Source organism: Microbulbifer sp. MLAF003, from assembly GCF_030012965.1.
GTDB classification, from domain to species: Bacteria; Pseudomonadota; Gammaproteobacteria; order Pseudomonadales; family Cellvibrionaceae; genus Microbulbifer; species Microbulbifer variabilis.
Genome location: NZ_CP120232.1, coordinates 890,041 through 913,153 on the forward strand (window position 1 = coordinate 890,041; position 23,113 = coordinate 913,153).

20 protein-coding genes are annotated in these 23,113 nt (G+C 54.5%); 9 read left to right on the forward strand and 11 right to left on the reverse strand.

The window, feature by feature from the left end:
* Nucleotides 1-48 precede the first annotated feature (48 nt).
* From infB to P3339_RS04270, 7 genes are all read left to right on the forward strand, one after another.
* Nucleotides 49-2,883 (forward strand): translation initiation factor IF-2, encoded by a 2,835-nt coding sequence (gene infB, locus P3339_RS04240; protein ID WP_282952522.1) that lies wholly within the window; start codon nt 49-51, stop codon nt 2,881-2,883.
* Between the two features lie 89 nt (nt 2,884-2,972).
* Entirely contained in the window at nt 2,973-3,371 is a 399-nt protein-coding gene (rbfA, locus tag P3339_RS04245) for a 30S ribosome-binding factor RbfA (protein WP_020412404.1), read from the forward strand.
* 3 nt (nt 3,372-3,374) lie between these two features.
* Entirely contained in the window at nt 3,375-4,316 is a 942-nt protein-coding gene (truB, locus tag P3339_RS04250) for a tRNA pseudouridine(55) synthase TruB (RefSeq protein WP_020412405.1), read from the forward strand.
* Between the two features lie 146 nt (nt 4,317-4,462).
* On the forward strand, nt 4,463-4,732 hold the full coding sequence (gene rpsO, locus P3339_RS04255) for a 30S ribosomal protein S15 (RefSeq protein ID WP_020412406.1): 270 nt from the start codon (nt 4,463-4,465) through the stop codon (nt 4,730-4,732).
* Nucleotides 4,733-4,989: 257 nt separating this feature from the next.
* Nucleotides 4,990-7,113 (forward strand): polyribonucleotide nucleotidyltransferase, encoded by a 2,124-nt coding sequence (pnp, locus tag P3339_RS04260; RefSeq protein WP_020412407.1) that lies wholly within the window; start codon nt 4,990-4,992, stop codon nt 7,111-7,113.
* A gap of 129 nt (nt 7,114-7,242) precedes the next feature.
* On the forward strand, nt 7,243-8,295 hold the full coding sequence (locus P3339_RS04265; RefSeq protein ID WP_282952523.1) for a GFA family protein: 1,053 nt from the start codon (nt 7,243-7,245) through the stop codon (nt 8,293-8,295).
* 120 nt (nt 8,296-8,415) lie between these two features.
* The gene (locus P3339_RS04270) at nt 8,416-9,405 is read left to right on the forward strand and encodes a zinc transporter ZntB (protein WP_282952524.1); all 990 of its coding nucleotides are present in this window, start codon (nt 8,416-8,418) and stop codon (nt 9,403-9,405) included.
* 18 nt (nt 9,406-9,423) lie between these two features.
* Here the strand turns inward: P3339_RS04270 and P3339_RS04275 are convergent, their stop codons facing one another.
* Nucleotides 9,424-10,431, reverse strand: coding sequence for an endonuclease/exonuclease/phosphatase family protein (locus P3339_RS04275; protein WP_282952525.1), 1,008 nt, complete (start codon nt 10,429-10,431; stop codon nt 9,424-9,426).
* Here P3339_RS04275 and P3339_RS04280 point away from each other — a divergent pair.
* Entirely contained in the window at nt 10,424-10,651 is a 228-nt protein-coding gene (locus P3339_RS04280; RefSeq protein WP_282952526.1) for a hypothetical protein, read from the forward strand. The genes P3339_RS04275 and P3339_RS04280 overlap by 8 nt on opposite strands.
* A 104-nt stretch (nt 10,652-10,755) precedes the next feature.
* Here P3339_RS04280 and P3339_RS04285 read toward each other — a convergent pair whose 3' ends face one another.
* The 10 genes from P3339_RS04285 to dksA form a co-directional block, all read right to left on the reverse strand.
* Nucleotides 10,756-11,547, reverse strand: a complete 792-nt coding sequence (locus P3339_RS04285; RefSeq protein WP_282952527.1) for an acyl-CoA thioesterase — start codon at nt 11,545-11,547, stop codon at nt 10,756-10,758.
* An 80-nt stretch (nt 11,548-11,627) separates the two neighbouring features.
* Entirely contained in the window at nt 11,628-12,440 is an 813-nt protein-coding gene (gene panB, locus P3339_RS04290; protein ID WP_020412412.1) for a 3-methyl-2-oxobutanoate hydroxymethyltransferase, read from the reverse strand.
* 5 nt (nt 12,441-12,445) lie between these two features.
* On the reverse strand, nt 12,446-13,132 hold the full coding sequence (locus tag P3339_RS04295; protein ID WP_020412413.1) for a deoxynucleoside kinase: 687 nt from the start codon (nt 13,130-13,132) through the stop codon (nt 12,446-12,448).
* 108 nt (nt 13,133-13,240) lie between these two features.
* A complete protein-coding gene (gene folK, locus P3339_RS04300) occupies nt 13,241-13,717 on the reverse strand; it encodes a 2-amino-4-hydroxy-6-hydroxymethyldihydropteridine diphosphokinase (RefSeq protein WP_282953549.1) in 477 nt (158 codons plus the stop codon).
* A complete protein-coding gene (gene pcnB, locus P3339_RS04305; RefSeq protein WP_282952528.1) occupies nt 13,717-15,096 on the reverse strand; it encodes a polynucleotide adenylyltransferase PcnB in 1,380 nt (459 codons plus the stop codon). Before pcnB ends, folK begins: the two co-directional genes overlap by 1 nt.
* 849 nt (nt 15,097-15,945) lie before the next feature.
* Nucleotides 15,946-17,337, reverse strand: a complete 1,392-nt coding sequence (locus P3339_RS04310; protein ID WP_020412417.1) for a sigma-54-dependent transcriptional regulator — start codon at nt 17,335-17,337, stop codon at nt 15,946-15,948.
* A 127-nt stretch (nt 17,338-17,464) separates the two neighbouring features.
* Nucleotides 17,465-20,425, reverse strand: coding sequence for an ATP-binding protein (locus P3339_RS04315; protein ID WP_020412418.1), 2,961 nt, complete (start codon nt 20,423-20,425; stop codon nt 17,465-17,467).
* A complete protein-coding gene (locus P3339_RS04320) occupies nt 20,415-20,591 on the reverse strand; it encodes a hypothetical protein (RefSeq protein ID WP_169337099.1) in 177 nt (58 codons plus the stop codon). The genes P3339_RS04315 and P3339_RS04320 overlap by 11 nt, the downstream gene beginning before the upstream one ends.
* Before the next feature lie 145 nt (nt 20,592-20,736).
* Nucleotides 20,737-21,609: a tRNA glutamyl-Q(34) synthetase GluQRS gene (gene gluQRS / locus P3339_RS04325; protein ID WP_282952529.1), complete on the reverse strand. Its 873-nt coding sequence runs from the start codon at nt 21,607-21,609 to the stop codon at nt 20,737-20,739.
* An 80-nt stretch (nt 21,610-21,689) separates the two neighbouring features.
* The gene (gene dksA, locus P3339_RS04330; protein ID WP_020412421.1) at nt 21,690-22,127 is read right to left on the reverse strand and encodes an RNA polymerase-binding protein DksA; all 438 of its coding nucleotides are present in this window, start codon (nt 22,125-22,127) and stop codon (nt 21,690-21,692) included.
* Nucleotides 22,128-22,381: 254 nt separating this feature from the next.
* Between dksA and sfsA the strand changes: the two genes are divergently transcribed.
* The gene (sfsA, locus tag P3339_RS04335) at nt 22,382-23,080 is read left to right on the forward strand and encodes a DNA/RNA nuclease SfsA (RefSeq protein ID WP_020412422.1); all 699 of its coding nucleotides are present in this window, start codon (nt 22,382-22,384) and stop codon (nt 23,078-23,080) included.
* Nucleotides 23,081-23,113: the final 33 nt, after the last annotated feature.

Sequence of the window (23,113 nt, forward strand, 5' to 3'; positions counted from 1 at the left end):
CATACGTATAAGTAACCCCCTCCGACCAAGTGACTTTTAGGAGAGAGAATGGCCGAAGTAACAGTTAGCGAACTCGCCAAATCGGTTGGTGCCACCGAAGACCGTCTGCTCAAGCAGATGAAAGAAGCGGGTTTGCCTCACACCTCTGCGACTGCGGTGGTGTCAGATGAGGAGAAGCAGGTCCTGCTCAGTTTCCTGAAAAGTAGTCACGGGGAGCAGGGCGCGAGCCCGCGCAAGATCACCTTAAAGCGCAAGACCACGACCACACTGAAAACCGGCTCTGGCACAGGCCGCAAGACTGTGAACGTGGAAGTTCGCAAGAAGCGTACTTATGTAAAGCGCCCGCAGGCTGAACTTGAAGCGGGAGCAAACACCGCGGAAACCGTGGAAAGCGTTTCAGCTGCAGAGGCCGAAGAGGCTCGACTGCAAGCCGAGGCGGAAGCCAGAGCAGCTGCCGAGGCGGAAGCCAAGGCCGCAGCAGAAGCAGCAGAGGCCGCTCGTCGCGCCGCTGAGGAAGAAGAAGCTCGCTTGAAAGCCGAAGCGGAAGCCAAGGCTGCCGCAGAGGCAGAAGCGAAGGCCGCAGCCGAAGAGAAGGCTGCAAAAGAGGCAGATGTGACCCAGAAAGCTGAGAGCAAGCCCGCGCAGAAAGCGGAGCCCGCAGCTCCAATCCGTTCAAGCTATGTAGACGATATCGAGGCTATGCGTATTGCCGCGATGGAACGTCGCAAGCAGCAGGCGGAGCAGGAGAAGCGCGAACTCGAAGAGAAAAAAGCCAAGGTAGAGGCCGACCGACGTGCGGCCCAAGAGAAGAAGGAAAAAGCTGCACAGGCCGCCAAGGTGAAGCCCGCGAAAGCAGCTGAGAAAACTGAAGAAGTTAAGCCTTCTTTACGTCGCAAGCTCGAGGCTGCTGCTCCGGCTGAGGCCGATCGATCCGAGGATGAGCCGCGTAAACGCCGCGGGCGTCGCTCCAAGTCCGGGCCGAAGAAGTCCAGCAAAACAGCGCTGTACGAGCAGGCCTTGGAAGTATTTGAAGAAGACGAAGCCAGTAAGCGCAGTACGCGCTCCCTGTCCCGTGCGAGCGTGAAAATGAAGCCAACTCACGGCTTTAAACGGCCTACGGAGAAGCAGGTGTACGAAGTTCAGTTGGGCGAAACGATTACTGTTGGCGAACTCGCCAAGCAGATGAATGTGAAGGCCGGTGAATTGATCAAGCGCCTGATGAAAATGGGTGAGATGGTCACTATCAACCAGAGCCTGGACCGTGAAACTGCTCAGTTGATCGCTGAAGAGATGGGGCACAAGGTGGTATACCGCTCCGAGACTGAGCTGGAAGATAGCCTGGTAGCGCAAGCCCAGGCTCAGGAGGGCACAGAGGTTACCCGCGCGCCGGTAGTGACTGTTATGGGCCACGTTGACCACGGCAAAACTTCTCTACTCGACTATATCCGCAAAACCAAAGTGGCTTCCGGTGAGGCTGGCGGTATTACCCAGCATATTGGTGCCTATCGAGTGAAAACCAGCCAGGGCGAGGTCGCCTTCCTGGATACCCCGGGACATGCCGCCTTTACTGCAATGCGTGCTCGTGGAGCTCAGGCTACCGATGTGGTAATCCTGGTGGTCGCTGCCGATGATGGTGTAATGCCGCAGACTGAAGAGGCTGTAAACCACGCTCGTGCTGCTGGTGTACCGCTGGTTGTCGCCGTGAACAAGTGCGATAAAGAAGCCGCCGACCCCGATCGTGTGAAAAATGAGCTGGCTGCGAAAGACGTAATCCCGGAAGACTGGGGCGGCGATACCCAGTTCATCAACGTATCCGCGCATACTGGCCAGGGTATTGATGACTTGCTGGAGGCAGTTTCCCTACAGGCGGAAATGCTCGAGCTGAAGGCCAAGGTAAATGTGCCGGCCACCGGTGTTGTAATTGAATCCCGCCTGGAAAAAGGTCGCGGTGTGGTTGCCACCCTGTTAGTACAGAATGGTGAGCTGAAGCGCGGCGATATTATTCTGGCCGGCCAGAGCTATGGCCGCGTGCGCGCCATGACTAACGAACACGGCAAGCAGGTTAAGGAAGCTGGCCCGTCTACCCCGGTAGAGCTACTGGGTCTGGACTCCACTCCAAATGCCGGTGATGAATTCATGGTTGTCGCGGATGAGCGTAAGGCCCGTGAAGTTGCCGAGCAGCGCGCTGAAAAAGAGCGCAGTGAGCGTATGCAACGTCAGCAGGCTGCGAAGCTGGAAAACATGTTTGCAGATATGGAAGCCGGCGAGCGCAAGGTTCTGCCGGTTGTTATCAAGGCTGACGTGCGCGGCTCCCTGGAAGCCATCCTGGGTGCCCTGGCGGATATCGGCAACGAAGAAGTTTCCGTAAACGTTGTATCCAGCGGTGTAGGTGGTATTGCCGAAAATGATATCAACCTGGCCCTGACCTCCGGCGCTATTGTATTGGGCTTCAATACCCGTGCCGATGCAGCCGCACGCAAGACTGCCGAAACCGAAGGGGTTGAGGTTCGCTACTACAGCGTAATCTACAACCTGCTCGATGAAGTGAAGCAGGCCCTGTCCGGCATGCTGGACCCGGAAGTTCGCGAAGAGATTGTTGGTATTGCCGAGGTGCGCGACGTATTCCGCTCGCCGAAGTTTGGTGCGATTGCCGGTTGTATGGTGACCGAGGGTACCGTCTACCGTAACAAGCCGATCCGCGTACTGCGTGACAACGTTGTAATCTATCAGGGTGAGTTGGAATCCCTGCGTCGTTTCAAGGACGATGTGCAAGAAGTGCGCAACGGTATGGAGTGTGGTATCGGGGTGAAGGACTACAACGATGTGAAACCTGGCGACCAGATCGAAGTTTACGATATCGTCAAGGTAGCCCGCGAACTGTAAAGCGTTCCGGACCGGATGAAAGAGAAACCCGCGCGGCTTGGCCGTGCGGGTTTTCCTGTCTTTAAACCGCCATTCTCAATAGGTAAACAATGGCAAGAGAATTCCACCGCGCAGATCGCGTTGCCGATGCCATGCGCCGCGAGCTGGCCCAGTTGATTCAGCACGAGATACGTGACCCCCGCCTGGGTATGGTCAACGTCAACGATGTTGAAGTCAGCCGCGATCTGACCGTTGCTAAAGTATTTGTCACCTTTGTGGGTGAGGACGATCGCAGCAAAATTAATACTTCCGTGGAAGTGCTGAACAAAGCCGCAGGCTTTCTGCGTACGCAGCTCGCGCGCGCGATCCAGATTCGCACTATTCCCCGTTTGCACTTCCGCTACGACGAAACCTCGGTGCGTGGCCAGGCGCTGTCTGCCCTGATCGACAAGGCGGTTAAAGAAGATCGCAAGCACCAAGACGACGATAGCGACTCTAACGAAGATTGATCCATGGGCCGCAGACCAAAATGGGGCCGGCCGGTTCACGGCGTGCTGTTATTGAACAAGCCCGCCGGGATTACCGCCAACGACGCCCTGCAAAAAGCCAAACGACTCTTTTTCGCCAATCGCGCCGGTCATACTGGAGCGCTGGACCCCCTGGCAACCGGTGTATTGCCGATCTGTTTCGGCGAGGCGACCAAGTTCTCCCAGTACCTGCTCGATGCGGACAAGCGTTATCGCAGTACTTTTGTTTTCGGCATGACCACTGCCAGTGGCGATGCTGATGGCGATGTACTGGAAACCAAAGATGCTTCCGGTTTGACCGAAGAAGCCGTGCTGAAAGCGATGGAGGCTTTCCGCGGTCGCATCAAGCAGGTGCCGTCCATGTACTCGGCCCTCAAGCACAAGGGGCAGCCGCTGTATAAGTTGGCTCGCCAGGGTTTGGAAGTGGAGCGCGAGGCGCGGGAAGTGGAGATTTTTGAATTTGAACTGCTGAGCTTTACAGCGGGCGCCCAGCCCCGTGCGGAAGTTGAGGTGCACTGCTCCAAGGGCACTTACATTCGCAGTATTGCCGAAGACCTGGGCCAGGCCCTGGGTGTCGGTGCCTATGTGGAAGAGTTGCATCGCAGCGCCGCCGGCCCCTACGACGAAGCGGATTCAGTGACCCTGGATGAACTCACCGAAGAGCGTGGTGAGGGGCGGGCGGAAGAGCTGGACCACCATCTGTTACCAGTGGACTCCCCTGCCTCCTCATTGGCCAAACTCATACTGCCAGATGACTCTGGTTACTATGTGCGACAAGGGCAGCCAGTAATGGATTTACAGGTCTATCGTATCGGTGCGGAAGGTGATATGGTGCGCCTCTTCCTGGAAAATGGTGATTTTCTGGGTGTGGGAGAAATTACTGACGACGGGTGCGTAGCGCCTCGGCGTCTGGTAAGTGGCACCTGAGCACAAGCCGCTATATTGGTGATAACTAATTAAGCGGTGTGAGTGAAAGTGCCGGGCGGTTGCGCCCACAATAGCGATTAGCTGGTCTGTAAATATGCACGGGCCAGCCGGATCTTTTAAAGCATATTACGACGAGGTAATTCGTTATGGCACTGACTGCAGTTGAAAAAGCAGCCATCCTGAAAGAGCACGGCCAATCCGAAGGCGATACCGGTTCCCCGGAAGTCCAGGTAGCCCTGCTGACCGCCAATATCAACAAACTGCAGGGTCACTTCTCTGCGCACAAGCAGGATCACCACTCTCGCCGTGGTCTGATCCGCATGGTAAACCAGCGTCGCAAGCTGCTGGATTACCTGAAGCGCAAGGATCTGAACCGTTACGCACAGCTGATCGCCAAGCTCGGCCTGCGTCGCTAAGACCCTGGAATGCCCGCCTTTGGCGGGCATTCTTTTTAATGCTTGCTAAAAAGTGGCTTAGTTGTCACTTTTGGCAGACACGCAGCATGGCCTTAAGGGATAAACCCAAATGAAAGTGCTGCGCTTGCACCGGCCACCCTGGTCGGTGGCGGTACATCCCCGTACCGCCCTGGGCAGGAGGTTTGGAGCCCCGGCCCCGGCAAATATGTAGGGGTTACTGGAATGGGCCAGTAACCGTAAGGAAATAGGAAAAACTAGTGAATCCAGTAAGCAAAACTTTCCAATACGGACAACACCAAGTCACCATCGAGACCGGCCGTATTGCGCGCCAGGCTACCGGTGCTGCCCTGGTTAGCATGGGAGAGACTGTCGTCCTGTGTACTGTTGTCGGCGCTAAAGAAGCCAAGCCAGATCAGGGCTTCTTCCCGTTGTCCGTGCACTATCAAGAAAAAGCCTACGCGGCTGGCAAAATTCCCGGTGGTTTCTTCAAGCGTGAAGGCCGCCCGTCTGAAAAAGAAACCCTGACTTCCCGTCTGATCGATCGCCCGATCCGCCCGCTGTTCCCGAACGGCTTTATGAATGAAGTTCAGGTGATGTGTACTGTTCTCTCCGCGGAGAAGGACATGGATCCGGATATCGCTGCCATGATCGGCACTTCCGCAGCGCTGTCTGTTTCCGGTATTCCCTTCGCTGGCCCCATCGGTGCTGCGCGTGTGGGTTACACCCAGCAAGACGGCTACCTGCTGAACCCGGGCTACGAAGCTCTGAAGACCTCCGAGCTGGACATGGTCGTTGCCGGTACCAAAGACGCCGTACTGATGGTGGAGTCCGAAGCCCAGGAGCTGCCGGAAGACATCATGCTGGGTGCCGTACTCTACGCACACCAGGAAATGCAGGCCATTATCAAGGTTTGTGAAGAGCTGAAAGCGGAAGCGGGCAAGCCCCAATGGGACTGGCAGGCTCCGGCGGAAAACACCGAGCTGAAAGCTGCCCTGGACGCTCAGTTTGGCGAGAAGGTTGCCGAAGCCTACCGCATCACCAACAAGCAAGAGCGCAGCACCCGCCTGGCGGAACTGCGCGGCGAAGCCGCTGAAGCCCTGGCTACCGAAGAAATTAGCGCCGATCTGGTAAAAAGCTACTTCGGCAAGCTGGAGAAGAAGCTGGTGCGCGGCGCTGTAGTGCGTGGCGAGCCCCGTATCGACGGTCGCGACAGCAAGACTGTACGTTCGATCGCTGTGGAAGTTGGCGCTCTGCCCAAGTCCCACGGCTCTGCGCTGTTCACCCGTGGTGAGACCCAGGCTCTGGTAGTGGCTACCCTCGGTTCCACTGGTGATGCACAGATCATCGACGCCCTGGAAGGTGAGCGCAAAGACTACTTTATGCTGCACTACAACTTCCCTCCCTACTCTGTAGGTGAAGCGGGTCGTGTCGGTGCTACCGGTCGTCGCGAAATCGGTCACGGCCGCCTCGCTCGTCGCGGTATCGCTGCAGTTCTGCCGAGCCCGGACAGCTTCCCCTACACCGTGCGTGTGGTTTCCGAAATCACTGAATCCAACGGTTCCAGTTCCATGGCTTCCGTTTGTGGTTCCAGCCTGGCGCTGATGGATGCGGGTGTTCCGCTGAAGGCACCGGTAGCCGGTATCGCTATGGGCCTAGTGAAGGAAGACGAAGGCTATGCGGTTCTGACCGATATCCTCGGTGACGAAGACCACCTCGGCGATATGGACTTCAAAGTAGCGGGTACCGCCTCTGGTGTGACCGCGCTGCAGATGGACATTAAGATCGAAGGTATTACCGAAGAGATTATGGAAACCGCTCTGGAGCAGGCCCTGCAAGCGCGTCTGCACATCCTCGCGGAAATGAACAAGGTGATCGACTCTTCCCGTACCACCGTGAATGAGAACGCACCGCGCTACGCGACCCTGAAGATTCATCCGGACAAGATCCGCGACGTGATTGGTAAGGGCGGTGCGACTATCCGCTCCATCACTGAAGAGACCGGCGCCTCCATCGATATCGAAGATGACGGCACTATCAAGGTCTTCGGTGAAGACGGTGAGAGCCTGGAAGCGGCGGTAACCCGCATCGAGGAAATCACTGCGGAAGCTGAGATCGGCGCTATCTACGAGGGCACTGTGGTGCGTATCGTGGACTTCGGTGCATTCGTTAACTTCCTGCCGGGTAAAGACGGCCTGGTACACATCTCCCAGATTGCTGAGGAGCGTGTTAACGCTGTAACTGATTACCTGAGTGAAGGCCAGAAGGTATTCGTAAAGGTACTGGACGTGGACCAGCGTGGACGTATCAAGCTCTCTATCAAAGAAGCTAAAGCCGATCAGGCTGCTTCTGCAGAGGAGAAGCAGGGTTCCGAAGAGGCGTAAGCCTTAAAAGACCTGAAAAAACCCGGCCTTGAGCCGGGTTTTTTTATGGATTTTTTAAGGGGGGCAGAGCCTTTATGGCATTTAGTAAAGATATTTTTAGGTTAGAATCCAAAGAAAAAGGGGAAAACCTTGCTTAATTTCTGGCTTCTCGACCTAATACTGGGGCTCACCTGCCTGTTGATGGCCAATCAATACTGGTACCTCACACGAGAGCGTTTCCAATCTGCAGCTTTGATTATTGTCGCTGCATTGTTGTGCATGGCCCTCGCAGCTTTGGTCGGTGCTTACCGCTACGGAATAGACCCCGGTATAACCGAGCTACATCGGGCACTCTCACGACTTTCCGGCTTTACTTCTTTTCTACTAATTGGCATCGGCCTCCTTTGGGCTCGGCTAGAGCTAACATGGGGTTCGGATAACCGGGCTCCAGCCTATGTGGTAATGGTGCTGGTCCTCGCCAGCGCAATTGGCTTCAGCGAGAGTGGGATCTTGATGCCTTCGACGGTAGTGGATCTCTACTCAGCCCTGGGTTTGCTGCTCTGGTTATTGGTGGCCCTATTGGAACTAGTTGGATCTGGCAGACTTCCACGAAACCATGCTCTATTACTGGGTGGTGGTGCCTTGCTGGCGGTAATAAGCGGGCTTTTGATCGGTACTGGTTCTTCGAAGCTGCTGGGCCTGGCGCGCACGAATTGGTTCCACCTCCTTTTAGCCGTTTCTGTTTTTTCCTGCTATGCGCGCGGCCGTTGTTTATCCGAGATAAATCTGCTGATGAATGAAATAACTACCAAACTGCAAGGGGGCTGCCACTGTGGAGCCGTGCGTTTTACTGCTCTGCATAAGCGTAACAATGATGACCCCTTGGTAGCTCACGCTTGTAATTGCTCTATGTGTGAAAAGCTAGGCTATTTGCACTTGATAGTGCCTGCGCAGAATTTTGAGCTGGTGAGCGGAGAGGATGTGCTCAGCTGCTACACCTTCAATACAGGTGTTGCCAAGCACTATTTTTGTAGCCGCTGTGGGGTGAAGTCTTTTTATATCCCACGCTCAAACCCTGATGGCTACAGTCTCAATGCTCGATGTCTGGATGAGCGGCCGCGGGGACTTAAAGTGCAGCCTTTCGATGGGCAGAACTGGGAACAGCATGCAGCAGAGCTGGCGCACCTGAGCCAGAATGAGTAATTATCGAGCCCCACCTCTTTTGTATCGCTGCAGTGAAACGGGGCTAACTTGACGCTATTTAAAACCCTCGGTGGAGGGTGACTTCTCCACCGGATGTTTAGCGAATGGAATTTTAAGTCCATGGAATCTGGGCATATTCACGCAACCCTGCTTGATAGGAATGGCTCAGGTCGGGAAATGACCTGGCCTGAAGTGGAGTCCTGGCATCCCCGCCAGGGCTTGCTGTGGCTTCACTTCGATAGCGCTGATGAAGAGGTTTCAGCTTGGATACGCGATAATAGTGGGCTGCAGCCTGTGGTTGTAGAGGCGTTGTTGGCTAAAGAGATTCGACCGCGCACCCTGGCTGTCGATGATGGACTTTTCCTTGCAATGTGTGGAGTGGACCCAAAGCACAAGTCCCGGAGGGAAAACCGGGTCTCTATTCGAATTTGGGTGGAAGAGAACCGTATTATCAGCACCGGTAAAAGACGCCTGTTGGCAGAGGAGGATTTGATTTCCCGTCTGCGCAGTGGTTGTGGACCGCGTGGTACTGCAGCACTGGTAGTGTCCCTGGCTGATCTGCTTGTGCTGCGCATGGGAGACCGGGTTGATGACTTTGAAGAAAAGGTTGACGCGCTTGAGGATCAGTTACTCGAGTGGTCGGTGAAGGGCCTGGGTGCGAATTTAGTCCAGTTTCGCAAGCGGACAATTGCCCTGCGACGATACCTCTGTCTGCAGAGGGAGGTTTTAACTCGTATGCAGCAGGAGTCGGTACCCTGGTTTGATGGAGGGAGCCATGTCTTACTGGCGGATATCAACGAACGCTTGCAGCGGCACATCGATGATATAGATACAGTGCGTGAGCGGGCGGCGATTGCCCAGGAGGAGCTGCTGAGTCGTAATTCCGACCAACTCAACAGTCGTATGTATGTTTTGTCGATGGTTGCAGCAATTTTCCTGCCTTTAAGCTTTTTAACCGGGTTGTTTGGAATTAATGTCGGTGGGATTCCATGGGCGCAAGCTCGAGAGGGGTTCCTGGCATTTTGTATTCTGCTGGCAATAGCACTTGCCGGACAAGTCGCTTTTTTTACTGGAAAAAGTGGCTCTGAGGCTCCCTCCAACCCCCTGTGAAGGAAGCTCTTTATCTGGCTAGTTTTTTGCCCAGGAAAAATCTACAAAAACTGGATCGTGATCACTTAATCCAGAATAAGCTGGGGACCCGATAAAATAGTTGGTGACTTCCAGTGTGTAGTTGGGATTATTGTTGATAACCACTACATGGTCAGTGTCGTTTTGAAGCTCATCGGCACAGGCCTCCAGGCTGGTATCGCTGCCGGAGAGCATGTATTGGCAGGCGTGCTTGCCTCCGGTCTTCTCAAAGAAGGCCTTCCATGTCTGATAATTGACACCGCGCCAGTCATTATCATTTTCATCAAATGCCATATTGAAATCGCCGGCCAAAATAACGGTGGCATTACTCGAGTGTGCAACGATCATATCGGCGATTTGATCGAGTTGCTTTGCCTTGGCGCTGAGGTCTTCATCCTGATGGCCTGCATCCATATGGGTGTTGTAAATATGCACATGATAATTTTCAGTCACTTCGACCTTGGCTACGGTGAAGCCTTTTTCGGTATCACAATCGTTGCCTGAGCACTTATTGAAGGTTTCCTCCTCATAGGTCGCGAAGGAATAATCGTTATCATCACGATTGTCCCGATCAAAGGGGAACTTAGAAAAAGTCAGTAGACCGTTGCCAAAAGAGGTGCCACTACCTTTCCAGTGTTTTGAACGATAGGGAACGGTGTCGTTGCTTAGCTTATCGTCGTCATCTAGATAGTTGGCTTTGGTTTTGTTCCAAACTTCCTGCATTAACCACAGATCTTTGGGATTGTCATTGAACGTGCGAATAATTTGTTTGAAATCTGACTTACTATTACCACCTATACATTGTAAAAAACCGTCCATATTGTACACAATCATGTTAAAGGTGCCTGAGTTGGCATCTTTAAAGCTGGTGTCACCATACTCGTAGCCGTCCAGGTCTTTCGAGCCGGTGTCATCGACATCGCCAATAAATTCGAACCAGTTGCACGAGGTAATAGCATCCCAAACGTCTTCAAAATCTGCTGCGCTGGCTGGAAAACTGGTGAGCAAGGCGAGACAAATAAATATTTTTTTATCATTATTGATTTCTCCACATTTGTTACCGCGAGTTAATTGTGGAGGGATTTGTAAAGCTCTTGAGTTGAGGCTTTGTCCCTCCGCGGGTGGGGATGATGGAAAGCGTAGATTACAAATTGGAGTAAAAAATATTTTCTTTATTTTATTTTTATGTAATGGCGGCGCCAAAATGTACTTTTTGGGAAAAAAATAATGAAATCAATAAAAGAAAAGATGGAATTGCGCCAAACTCGTGGGGCAGATAAGGATTGAAAGATCTAAGGCACTTCTTCCATAGGGCATGGCTAATTCGTTTTTTTAGCCAAAAATTGTGACCATTTGCCGGGACAGGGCGACAAGTTTGCCGCTGACATCCCAGAGGCGGGCTTGGATCACAGCGTAGCCATCCCCTGCCTGTTCAACTTCGGCAAGATACTGCCACCAGTCAGATGCCTTGTGATTGGGGAGGGGCTCCATAAACTCCACTGTCCATGTTAATGAGCTGGCTGGAGCTGGTGTTTTAAGCATTGGCAAAGTGGCAGGGGGCCAGGCATCAATCAGGGCGAGGAGATGGCTAATGGATACTGTATTCTCACTGCCATCCTTAAAGCGTACCCAACCGCCCAACTGCCTCTCTTGAGTTCCACTAAAAGGCAATTGACCCAGGGCAATACGGTAATCAAATTTCTGCGTAAACTCCGGCACTACACCTTCAATGTAGGGGAGCGCCATGCATTGTTCAGGCTTGCTAAATTCTGGTGCTGTTGCCACGCCCACCTTCACTGAGGAATCCCTGCCTCGACCATAGCTGGCCAGCCCCGCAAGTACGACAGTGCCGCCTTGGCACAGATGACCCTGCACTTGAGTGACGGAGCGCCCGGCACGTAAAACTTCTGCGGAGCGTTGTACCGCTTCCGCGCCTACTGGGGCGACAAATGAGAAGGTTGCAGAGCGCAGGCTGCTGTCCTCAGCTACTTCCGCTGTCATTTTTTCCTGGAGCATTGTTGCTACCAGGCCGCCAAAGGTGGCACGCCCCTGGCTCCAGCCTTCGGGGACAGCGATGTTGTCCTGGCCTGGATTCCACTCAAGGAGTAGTTGATCGAAGTTCATAATGTTACCGCTGGGCAGGCAGCCTCCGATGGAGCTGCCTGCGAGAGTGCCGAGGCTGTTTAATGTCCGGGCAAATGATATTAACTGAAAGTGTGGGAGTCGCCAGGGAAGATGCCGAGCTTGACGTCTTCAGCGTACTTGCGCAGGGCCCCGGGGATGTCCTCTGCCTCTACCAGGAAGTTCTTGGAAAATTTTGGCGGTTGTTCGGTGAGACCGAGAATATCGTTGATAACCAATACCTGGGCATCCGTGTCACGACCGGCGCCGATGCCTATGGTAGGCATTGAAACTGTTTCGGTGATACGTTTTGCCAGGGCGGTTGGGACACACTCGAGTACCAACAGGTCAGCGCCCGCCTGGTCTAGCAGGATGGCATCCTCAAGCATCTGTTCTGCATGCTTTTCATCGCGGCCCTGAACACGGTAGCCTCCGAGTTTGTGAACCGATTGAGGAGTGAGTCCCAAGTGGGAGCAGACGGGGATGCCCCGGTCAGTGAGCATCTTAACGGTATCGACCAACCAGGCGCCGCCTTCAATTTTCACCATATGGGCGCCTGCCTGCATGATGCGGGTGGCATTGGTCAAAGCCTGTTCCGGAGTGGCATAGGTCATAAACGGCATATCGCCCATGATCAGGGATTTCTTGTTGCCGCGCGCTACTGCTTCCACATGGTAAATCATTTGCTCCATGGTTACCGGTACCGTGCTGTCATACCCGAGTACTGTCATACCCAGGGAATCGCCCACCAACAATGTTTCTACTCCGGTTTTTTGTGCCATGGCTGCCATAGGCGCGTCGTAAAGGGCCACGGTAATAAACTTTTCACCATTTGCCTTCATTTTGCGCAGGGTCTGAACGGTGACGAGCTTCTCTAATTCAGAAGGTGCATACATAACGATTAACTTCCCGGGTTGTAGTAGTGTCGGCCTTTGGTCACTGTAAGCATGTACTCGACCAGCTGACGGTAATCCTTAGGGCTATCGACAATATCGATTTCCTCACTATTGACGATCAGCAATGGTGAGCTGTCGTAGAAGTGGAAAAACTGGGTGTAGGCGTCGTTGAGCGTTGCCAGATACTCATTGCTAATGGCGCGCTCTGCGGGAATACCGCGGTTGCGAATGCGTGCCTGTAGTACTTCCAGCGGTGCCTGCAGGTAAATTACCAGGTCTGGCTTGGGAGCCTCTAAGGTTAAGTGTTGGAAAACTTGCTGGTAGAGCGCCAACTCGTCCTTATCCAGGGTTACCTGGGCGAACAGCTGGTCCTTTTCGATCAGAAAATCTGCCACCCGTACCGGCTCGAACAGGTCGTCTTGACGCAGGGCCTGAATCTGTTGGGACCGCTGCAGAAGGAAATGCAGTTGGGTCGGTAGCGCGGCGTTATTGGGGTCGCGGTAGAAGCGTTCGAGGAAGGGGTTTTCCTCTGGCAGCTCCAGTAGGGTGTCATAGTTGAAGGTAGTGGCAAGCTTCTTGGCCAATGTGGTTTTACCTACGCCGATATTGCCTTCCACGGCAATAAATTTCGGCAAAGTCCTGTCCGACAGGCCGAATTCACACGGATTGGTTTCGCTGTTGTCGATAACCACGTGTTCGACTCCTCTTGTTGGGGCGTCTTCCCTGATGGGCTGCAGGCGCCAAAGTACTATTAAGCGGGGCGCTCAGTCGAGTACTTTTATCGCGCTATCGGAGGTTGCTCAGATTTTATTCAGGCGGTTTTGCGGACAGTTCTGCAGCAATTGCTGTAATGGATCGCCGTTAGGCAGCTGTAACTGGGGCTCCAGTTCAGCCAGTGGCAGGAGTACGAAGTTGCGCTCTGCCATACGTGGGTGTGGTACTTGCAAGCGCACGTCATCAATTTGCCTTTCTCCAAATAGCAATATATCCAGGTCGAGGGTGCGCGCTCCCCAGCGCACTGAGCGCTCGCGACCGTGAGCGGCCTCAATAGACTGTAACTGGTCGAGTAGCTCAATCGGTGAGAGTGACGTGTTCAACTCAGCCACTGCATTGACATAATCCGGTTGCCCGCTTGGGCCTATGGGGGCGCTGCTATAAAAACTGGAACAGCGCAGTAGGCAGCTGCTGGGGATTTTGTCCATTGCTGTGAGGGCACTGCGCAGCTGCCTCTGTGGCTCAGACAGATTACTGCCGAGCCCGATATAAACTCTTTCCATCACTCAGCTGCCCTGGGTTTGCGCCGGCGCCCACTGCGAGAGTTACGGCCGCGGCGATTACCTCCGCCACTGCGCTGTAGTTTGCGCACCATTTGCTGACGCAGCTCATCATCGGCTTGCTGGAAGTCCGTCCACCACTTACCAAGGCCGGCCTCAATTTCGCCACTTTCCTCGCGCAGCAGCAGGAAGTCATACGCTGCACGGAACCGGGGATGCTCCGTTTGGCGCTGAGCGCGGCTGCCACCACGTTGGGGCAGGCGGTGCTGCAGGTCCCAGATCTCACGCATGGGGATAGAGAAGCGTTTGGGTATAGCGGTATGGGCCAGCTGGTTACTGGTAATCTTTTGGGCTGCCTGGGCGAGGGCTGGCGCCGGTGGAATACCTTTTTCCACCAGTTTTTGTTGCTCTTCGTTTACTGCTGGCCACAGCAGGGCGGCATAAAGGAAGGCGGGGGTGACGCGCATATCCGCCTGGATACGTTTGTCTGTGTTGCGCAGTGCTCGCCTGGTCAGCTCCAGGGCAGCGGGGCTCTTCTCAATTTGGCGGGCATTGTCCGGGAACAGGTGCTGCCACAAATGGTAGCGGTGCAAATGCTCAAAAGTACGCTCGCCCTGTCCACTCATTAGTAATTTGAGTATCTCATCGAACAGGCGGGCTGGAGCGATATTGCGCAGCAATGGCGCAAGCTCCTGTAAAGGCGCTGCAGTTTTGCTCTCGATCGCGAAGTCCAGCTTAGCGGCGAAACGTACCGCGCGCAGCATCCGTACAGGGTCCTCTTTATAGCGGGTGGTGGGCTTGCCAATCATACGGATCAAGCGCTTTTCAATATCCTCGACCCCACCAGTGTAATCGTGGATGGCAAAACCATTAGTGGTGTAGTAGAGCGCATTGACGGTGAAGTCCCTGCGCATGGCGTCACTTTCGAGATCACCGTAGACGTTGTCCCGCAGCAGCATACCGTGCTCGGACTGCCTTGCTTCATGCTCTTCGCCATCACTGTGGTGTCCGCGGAAAGTGGTTACCTCAATGACCTCGCGGCCGATACGAGCGTGCAGGATACGGAAACGCCTTCCCACAATACGAGCGCCGCGGAATAATTCCTTGGCCTGTTCTGGCGTCGCATCGGTAGCAACATCGAAGTCTTTAGGGTGGCCGCCTAGCATCAGGTCGCGAACACCGCCACCGACAATATAAGCTTGGTAACCAGCATCCTGTAGACGCTTCATAACTGTCAGGGCCGCGCGGCTGATCTCTCGGCGGGAGATATTGTGGTCATTGCGGGCGATGACCCGGGGGCCTTTGTTGGCCGGCTTGCGCCAGCGCTTAATACTACTAATCAGATTGTTGAGCATACGGCTGTCTATTTTGACTGCTGCCATTCGTAAATGACCGGAAAAGCCCCGCTGGTGCTCAGGCCACACTTCCGGTGGCAGCAGGTTTGGTACCCGCGCGTCTCTACCCCTTTTGACCAGGGCGTTCTCTGCGGCACTGCTGGGGCCTCATATACCTGGGCGGGCCCAGGGGGCGAAGTCCGTAACCAGGGGTGCCAATGGCATCGATTGCCGGTGAGTTGGATTCGCGGGCGCGATTCTAACACACGCAAAGGAATGCGCCCGCAATCTGCGGGTGCCGGGAAGTTTGGAGAAAAGATTTGGGAATTATTATTACCAGTATGAAGGCAGCGGCTTCCTTGCGCTCTCAATTTGCTATCAAGCAAACACCCTCTCCCAGGTACAATTCAGTCAGTTTGCAACGCGCTTGTTGTTATTTTTATTCTTTCTTAAGGTTTATTGTTATTATTTATTGTTGTTCTTACGGTTTTGGCCACTCATTGCTTTTATTGTCGGCCTCCCCATTATTCTTATTGTGTTTCGCCCGCTTATTGTGAGTAGTTATAGGGCTTTTAACGGTCATTTATTTTTATTGTTGGCCGTTTTCAAATTTTGTACTAAGGGTAAAGCACTTAGTGTGCCAACTTTTAAAAATTGATATAAATCAATAAGTTACAATCTTTACGAAATTTGACGGAACTTTTTTTAAGTCCATTGCGTTACGTAAAGTGCGGCAATTGTTACTTGCAGGGCGTCTTGGGTAACACTTCTTTTGTTACCGATGTGGTAGTTGAGGAGCACAAAGGGACAGCGTGCGGTATACCCACAGTAGAGGGGGAGTATTTAGAGGGGGGTACCTGGGGGCCGCGGTGAGGGCCTAAGCCCCGAAAGAGGGCATCAGGCCTCTGCAACTGCGCTACGGCGGGTTTTCTTGCGGGGGATGCCCAGTTTTTGACGGCGCTCCCACAGGCATTTGCGGCTGACCCCCAGCTTTTTGGCCAGCTCAGTTTCACTCATAGTGTCTTGATGCTCGATCACGAAGCGGGCGAAGTAATCTTCCAGTGACAAGTCCTCACGGGGGTCTGTGTGCAGGCTTCTGGGGCGAGGAATCTCACCAGTCTCTTCCACAGGCACCAGGTCCAGGTCGATATCCAGTGTCTTGTGGTTAATCTCCCGACTGTCGCGATCGGTGAGGATCACAGCGCGCTGAATAGCGTTTTCCAACTCGCGTACGTTACCGGGCCATGTGTAGGTCGTAACAGCCTGGATGGCCTCTGGAGATAAGCGGAGCAGGGAGCGCTCTATTTTGGTGCAAAACCTTTCCAGTAGGTGCTCTGCCAGTGCAAGCACGTCTCGTCCACGCTCTCTCAGAGGTGCCAGGGTCATTTGTACGACATTGATACGGTAGTAAAGGTCTTCACGGAACTTGCGCTCTGCCGCTAGTTGACGGAGGTTGCGGTGGGTTGCTGTTACCAGTCGCACATTGACCTTACGTGACTCGATAGAGCCGATAGGGCGTACTTCCCCTTCCTGGATCACCCGAAGAAGGCGAGCCTGGGCTTCCAGGGGAAGCTCGCCAATTTCATCGAGAAACAGAGTGCCTCCATCAGCGGCAGCAACAAGCCCCTCACGGGCACTTTGGGCGCCGGTAAAAGCGCCTTTTTCGTAACCAAATAGCTCTGACTCGATCAACGTTTCGGGAATGGCTGCACAGTTAACAGATATCAGCGGCTTGCCTGCCCGGCGGCTCTCCTCATGAATGGCGCGGGCCACCAGTTCCTTACCGGTACCGGTTTCACCATGTACCAGCACAGTGGCGTCTGTTGGCGCGACCTTGTGGATACGGCTGTAAAGCTCTCGCATCACCTGGCTGCTACCGATCATCCCGGCAATCGTGCCGGTATTATCTTTCTCTGAGGGTGCCTGTGCGCGGCTCTGCTCAGCCTTGCCGATAACTCGCCGCACAGTGGCAATCATCTCATCGTGATCAAAGGGCTTAGCAATATAGTCTGCCGCGCCCATACGCATGGAATCCACCGCAGATCTGAGGCTGGCGTAGCTGGTCATAATCAACACCGGAACTTCGCCAGCATGCTTGAGCAGGTCGGTGCCTGGGGCACCGGGCAGGCGTAGATCGGAGATCACCAAGTCCACTTCATTTACGCGGTATTTGCTCAGGGCCTCGCGTACTGACCCCGCCTCACTGACCTTGTAGCGATGCCGCTCCAGCAGTTTGCGCAGCGCCGTTCGAATAATGGCTTCATCTTCGACGATCAGGATGTGGCTCATGTGTTACGCCTGGTTACAAAATGCTCAATAAGCGCCTAGTTTTACCTGCGCGCCGTTTCTATGCAACTCAAATACTGAGAATTGGTTGCTTTTTGATCAAAAAATATTCAATTTGGCAATCTACGCCTCAACCCGCCAGTGGCAGCTGCACAATAAACTTGGCGCCACGTCCCGTCTCCCGGTTGGCGGGACTCACTAACTCCAGTTGGCCTCCATGCTCTTCAACGATGCTGTATACCATCGCCAGGCCGAGGCCGGTGCCCTCGCCGGGTTCTTTTGTAGTGAAAAATGGCTCGAGTATACGGTCTCGGTGCTTGGCTGAGATACCGGGCCCGTTGTCAGTTACAGAGACACAGGCGCTGCCGTTGTCGATGTAGCCCTCGATCAGAATATGACCGCCATCGGGGCTGGCATCGCGGGCGTTACTGAGCAGGTTGATAAATACCTGGATCAGGCGCTGGTTATCTCCCGGAGCGATCAGGTCCTCAGGTACGGTATTGTCGAAACGCACTTCAGTTTTATCGCGCTGCAGGGACAGAAGGTTTACTGCTTCCTGCACACAGGCATAGAGGTCTACTGGGGCATGCTCGCTCTCCTGACTGCCACTGTGGGAGAAGTTGACCAATGAATGCACTATCCGGCTGATACGCTGGGTTTGACTAAGTATCTGGTCGGCGGTGTCCAGTACTTCTGGGTTGTCACAGTCAAACTGGAGGTTCTGTGCCAGGCAGGCAATGCCGGTCACAGGGTTGCCAACCTCGTGGGCGACTCCGGCAGCGAGGCGCCCTACCGAAGCCAGACGCTCGCTGTGAATCAGCTCCTGTTCCAGTACCTGGGTTTCGGTAATGTCTTCGAGCAATAACATCTGGCCGTCGCCGCGCTCGTTGCGTACACGATCGTTGCGACTGCGCTTCTGGCGCGTCTTGTGTAAATTGAGCCAGTGGCTGTTGCCATCCAGACTCACCTGCTGCTTAAAACGGCTGGCATCAGAGGATTCGGCAAATTCCGCCAGCAGCCCGCGCCAGGGCTCGGCGAGGTACTCCAGCTTGGAGCCGATTACCTCGCCGGCTGCAATACCGGTCAGGTCCTGCATGGCGTAATTCCAAAGCAGTACCTCACCGTCCCGGCCCAGGGAGCAGGCAGCCATGGGCAGCTCTTCCAGCATCTGGCGATGGTAGAGGCGCAGGTTGTTTAGCTCCCCTGCGAGCCCGGTGAGCTGGTGTTTATAGCGCCCCAGGCGCGTTTCTATTAAGTGGATATCCTTGTTAGCCGGTTGATCGCTGTTCTGGAATGGGAAGTGGCGGTCGATAATCTGCCCTGCCAGCACCCGCCCAAGCAGCCCGGAGAGGTTGGCCTCAAGCTTGTTGCGCAGCTGGCGCAGGGCGTAAGGTCGACGCTCATCATCCGGCAGGTCGAGCTGGTTGAGGGCGCGCTTGACCTCTTTATTGGCGGTGGCGGCACCGAGACTCTCCGCAAGACGCAAACGGAAATCTGCTGCGGATTCCACATCGAGACCTAATCGTAACGCTTGAGCAATAGTGTCATCACTACAAAGATCAGCAGCGTATTGCTCCAGGTTACTGGTGCGCGTAAAGAGTGACAGCCCGACAAATAGCAGAATGTTGATGCTGAGGGATAGAGTGGTGATCTGTGTCCAGATCGACATTCCTAGAGGTATCTGAATCGATGTACCGGGCAGAGTGATGCCGGTTAAGTCGAAAATAGACGGCAACATCAGGCCGCAGCCCCAAATCAGCATACCGCCCAGCAGTCCCCCGATAAAGCCGCGCCGGTTGCCGCGTGGCCAGTGAATTACCGCGAATATTCCCGGCAGGAATTGCAATGACCCGATAAACGCCAGTAATGCCAGGTCCGATAGGGAGAGGCGGTTGTTCAACAGAAGGTAGAAGGCAAAGCCGGCAATAAACAGCGCGGCAATCAGCGCACGGCGCAGCCACACCAGCTGGCGATACATATTGTCCTCTGAGTGCCAGCGTGTACCGGGCAGCAGCCAATGATTCATTACCATGGTGGACAATGCCAGGGTAATCATAATGAGCGCGCCGGTGGCAGCGGAGAGACCGCCGATAAAGGCCAGCGTGGTGAGCAGCGCTGAACCACTGGCTCTCGGCACCGCCAGCGAGAAGTACTGCACCGGTTCTGCCACATCCAGGGCGAAGCCCGCCCACATAATCGGAAAGATTGGCAGCGCCATCAGTAGCAGGAACAGCGGGAAGCCCCAGCTGGCGGTACGCAAGGCCTGGCCTGTGGGGCGTTCAGCGATACTGAGATAAAAGATGTGCGGCATGGCCACAGCGGTGGCGATAAATACCAACAGTAAGGTGTGGGAGGAGCCCTGTTCAATGGGGGTGTAAAGCAGCTGTTGCATATCGCTGTTTTCAAGTAGCCACTGGTCGAGCCCCGAGAAACCGCCGAATACACCATAAACGGCATAGCCACCTACCGCAGTGAGAGCAACCAGCTTAACCAGGGATTCCAGCGCCATAGCACTGGCCAGGCCCTCGCCCCGTTCGCGGGTCGCGCCGTACATGCTGGTAAACACCGCCAAAAGCACACAGTAGAAGAAAGCAATGAGGTTCTTGCTGGAAACCCCACTGTCTGGCAAACCGAGCGCGGCAACACTATCCCGGGATAAAAGAGCCAGGGTTTCAGATACCGCCTGTATCTGCAGAGCTACCAGTGGTAACAGTGCCAGTAACATGAACAGGGTGGCGAGAATGCCTACCTGGCGACTGTGGTAGCGAAAAACCAGTAGATCCGCTGGGGAGTACAGTTGGTAGCGCTGGGCAAGCCGCGCTAGCGGCTCTAGCGCTACTGGCGCAAATAAGAACATAGCGCCGGTGCCCAGGTAGTAGGCCAATACGCCATAACCATACTGCCAGGCCAGGTCGACAATACCGTAGAAAGTCCAGGCAGACAGCGAAACCCCCAGGGAGAGGACATAAACGAGTGGGTGGCGTACCCAGCGTGCGGGCAGCCAGCCCTTTGAGGTGGCGAAGGCCACAAAGAACAGAGTGGCAATATAAACGACGCCAATCAGGGCGATATGGGCTATTTCAAAGCTCATTCGATTTGCGTCTCCATTGGATAAAAATCGCCAACAGGATCAAAACGAACCAGAGAATAAAAGGGCGATACCAGGCGCCAACGGGATTGATCATCCAGGTAAAAATGGTGGGTGAAAACACATAGCCCACTAGCACGAGCAGTATTAACAGGGTGCGATTGCTCATAGACAGTCTTGGAAACCCGTTTGGGAAAAGGCATTAATGGTGGCCGGGATCACCTTGGATTTAGGGGCAAGGCGCTATTGGGATATGCGTATATTACCCAAAAGGTGGGTGCGGCTGGCGCAAAAATGTTAAATGTCTCAGCAGTTCAGTGCAATTGCCGGTCGCGCTTATCAATTTGGTGTCGTTGCCAACGGGCTGTGGCCCACTTCAGAATATGTTCTGGTTTCTCCTGTCTCAGTGTTTCGGGCACATGGAAACCGAGAAAAATTAATGCGGCGCACAGGTTATCTGCCGCTTTATTGTCATCGATAGCTGGCGCGTGGTTTTGCTTGCTGAGTTTCTGTTTTCCCCCTGGGCCCATTACCAGAGGCAGGTGCCCGAAGACCGGAGGGGTTGTGCCGAGTATGTGGAACAGACGGATCTGTACGCCAGTGGTATCTAAAAGGTCGGCGCCACGCACCACTTGGGTAACCCCCTGGGCAATATCATCCACCACTACTGCCAGCTGATAGGCGTACAGGCCATCGCGACGCTTCAGGATCGTGTCTTCACGTACCGGTTGGTGTTGTTCCCCGCGCCAGATATCCTCGAATACCTCCTCGTCACCAGCACATTGCAGGCGTAGGGCAGAGGGACCACTGCCACTGTGTTTGACTCTGCAACCAAGGTTGTCGTGCCCGCTATTTTGGCGGATTTGGCTGCGTGAGCAGTAACAGGGATACAGGAGGCCTTGTTCACGCAGTTGCGCCAGGGTCTCTTCGTACAATCTGTGCCGCTTGCTCTGCCATTCCACGGCACCGTGCCAATGCAGGCCGTGGGTCTCCAGGGAATTCAGGATGCGGGTGGCCGCGCCGGGCTCTTCGCGCGGTGGGTCGAGATCCTCCATTCGGAGCAACCAGTGGCCTCCATGGGACTGGGCATCCAGGTAGCTGCCAAGTGCGCACACCAAAGAGCCAAAGTGCAGGGGGCCGCTTGGGGAGGGAGCGAATCGACCAATATAGGGGTGAGTACTTTTCAAAATGACAGGGGGCGGTCCCGTCGACCGCCCCTTCGCGCCGGGTGCCCCTTAGGGATCACCGGATTTCTATTAGTTATGGATCAGCCTGAAATCTGTCTTTCTTTGATTTCAGCCAGAGTCTTGCAGTCCACACACAGGGTTGCGGTGGGGCGAGCCTCAAGGCGGCGGATTCCAATATCAACCCCGCAAGCTTCACAGAAACCGTAGTCATCCTGGTCAATCAGCTCCAGGGTGGCGTCGATCTTCTTGATCAGTTTGCGCTCGCGATCGCGGGTGCGAAGTTCAAGGCTGAACTCCTCTTCCTGACTGGCGCGATCGGCGGGATCGGGAAAGTTTGCGGCCTCGTCTTTCATGTGGGAAACGGTGCGGTCCACTTCCGCCATCAGTTCGGCCTTCCAGGCTAACAGCAAGTTGCGGAAATGCTCCTGCTGCTTCTCATTCATGTACTCTTCGCCCTTAGTCTCCTTGTAGGGCTCAAAGCCGTGCAGAGAATCGGTGCTCGCAGCAGTTTTGGGCATAGTCGTTGCCTCTCTTTCTATACGGGCCCCCGATAATGGGGGCGATACCACCAAATTCAATCTAGCCTAGACCGGAATCTTTTTGTTTGATGCTTTTTTCACCTGTCAAAAAGCTTGCGGTGGCAGGCTAATCCTTGTTTCCGCCGCCGATACCCCGGCGACCGAGAGCGAGGAAGCTATCAAATCTACGCGATTCGCGCCACAAATAGTTGTCTGCTATTTTGTGGCGCTGAAATGTACAAGAGTGCCAGCCCGTGAAGTTTACCCCCTCGTTGCAAAAGGCAACCCTGTTGCGTCGTTACAAACGTTTTCTCGCAGATGTGGAGTCCTCAGAAGGGGAGGTTTTCACTATTCACTGCCCTAATACCGGCTCCATGAAGAACTGTTGGGTTGAGGGTGGCGCTTGTTGGTATTCGGACTCGGGTAATCCCAAACGCAAGTACCGCCATACTTTAGAGATCACCACCACCCCCGATGGCGCCCTGGCCGGTGTAAATACGGGGCGCTCTAATGCTCTAGTGGAGGAGGCAATACGCTCCGGGGTAATTGGCGAACTCCAAGGCTACGAGTCCCTGCGCCGGGAAGTGCGTTACGGGGATGAGAATAGCCGTATTGATTTTCTGTTGTCCGGTGATCAGGGGGACTGCTATGTGGAGGTTAAGAATGTCACCTTGGCAGATGGGGAGCGCGGTTACTTTCCCGATGCAGTGAGTGCCCGCGGCGCTAAACATTTGCGGGAATTGCAGAAATTGGCTGAAGACGGAGTGCGTGCAGTACTCTTTTATTGTGTTCAGCACAGTGGTATCGAAAGTGTTGAGGCCGCGCGTGAGATTGACCCCGCCTATGCTGACGCCCTCGACAGTGCGGTTTCAGCCGGTGTGCAGGTGCTCGCTTACAAGGCGCAACTAGGCGCCAGTGAAATTGTCCTCGCGCAGGAACTGCCATTTCGCTGAGGGGGTTGATATGAATGGCCGGGCAGGAACGGC

Bases quoted from the DNA above. Each gene is read 5' to 3' on its own strand.
- P3339_RS04285 (WP_282952527.1), bottom strand. From the start codon at position 11,547: ATGAACTTCGATCAACTACTCCTTGAGTGGAATCCAGGCCAGGACAAC.
- P3339_RS04315 (WP_020412418.1), bottom strand. From the start codon at position 20,425: ATGAGCTTTGAAATAGCCCATATCGCCCTGATTGGCGTCGTTTATATT.
- infB (WP_282952522.1), top strand. From the start codon at position 49: ATGGCCGAAGTAACAGTTAGCGAACTCGCCAAATCGGTTGGTGCCACC.
- P3339_RS04320 (WP_169337099.1), bottom strand. From the start codon at position 20,591: ATGAGCAATCGCACCCTGTTAATACTGCTCGTGCTAGTGGGCTATGTG.
- folK (WP_282953549.1), bottom strand. From the start codon at position 13,717: ATGGAAAGAGTTTATATCGGGCTCGGCAGTAATCTGTCTGAGCCACAG.
- P3339_RS04310 (WP_020412417.1), bottom strand. From the start codon at position 17,337: ATGAGCCACATCCTGATCGTCGAAGATGAAGCCATTATTCGAACGGCG.
- panB (WP_020412412.1), bottom strand. From the start codon at position 12,440: ATGTATGCACCTTCTGAATTAGAGAAGCTCGTCACCGTTCAGACCCTG.
- truB (WP_020412405.1), top strand. From the start codon at position 3,375: ATGGGCCGCAGACCAAAATGGGGCCGGCCGGTTCACGGCGTGCTGTTA.
- dksA (WP_020412421.1), bottom strand. From the start codon at position 22,127: ATGCCCAAAACTGCTGCGAGCACCGATTCTCTGCACGGCTTTGAGCCC.
- pcnB (WP_282952528.1), bottom strand. From the start codon at position 15,096: ATGGCAGCAGTCAAAATAGACAGCCGTATGCTCAACAATCTGATTAGT.
- rpsO (WP_020412406.1), top strand. From the start codon at position 4,463: ATGGCACTGACTGCAGTTGAAAAAGCAGCCATCCTGAAAGAGCACGGC.
- rbfA (WP_020412404.1), top strand. From the start codon at position 2,973: ATGGCAAGAGAATTCCACCGCGCAGATCGCGTTGCCGATGCCATGCGC.
- P3339_RS04270 (WP_282952524.1), top strand. From the start codon at position 8,416: ATGGAATCTGGGCATATTCACGCAACCCTGCTTGATAGGAATGGCTCA.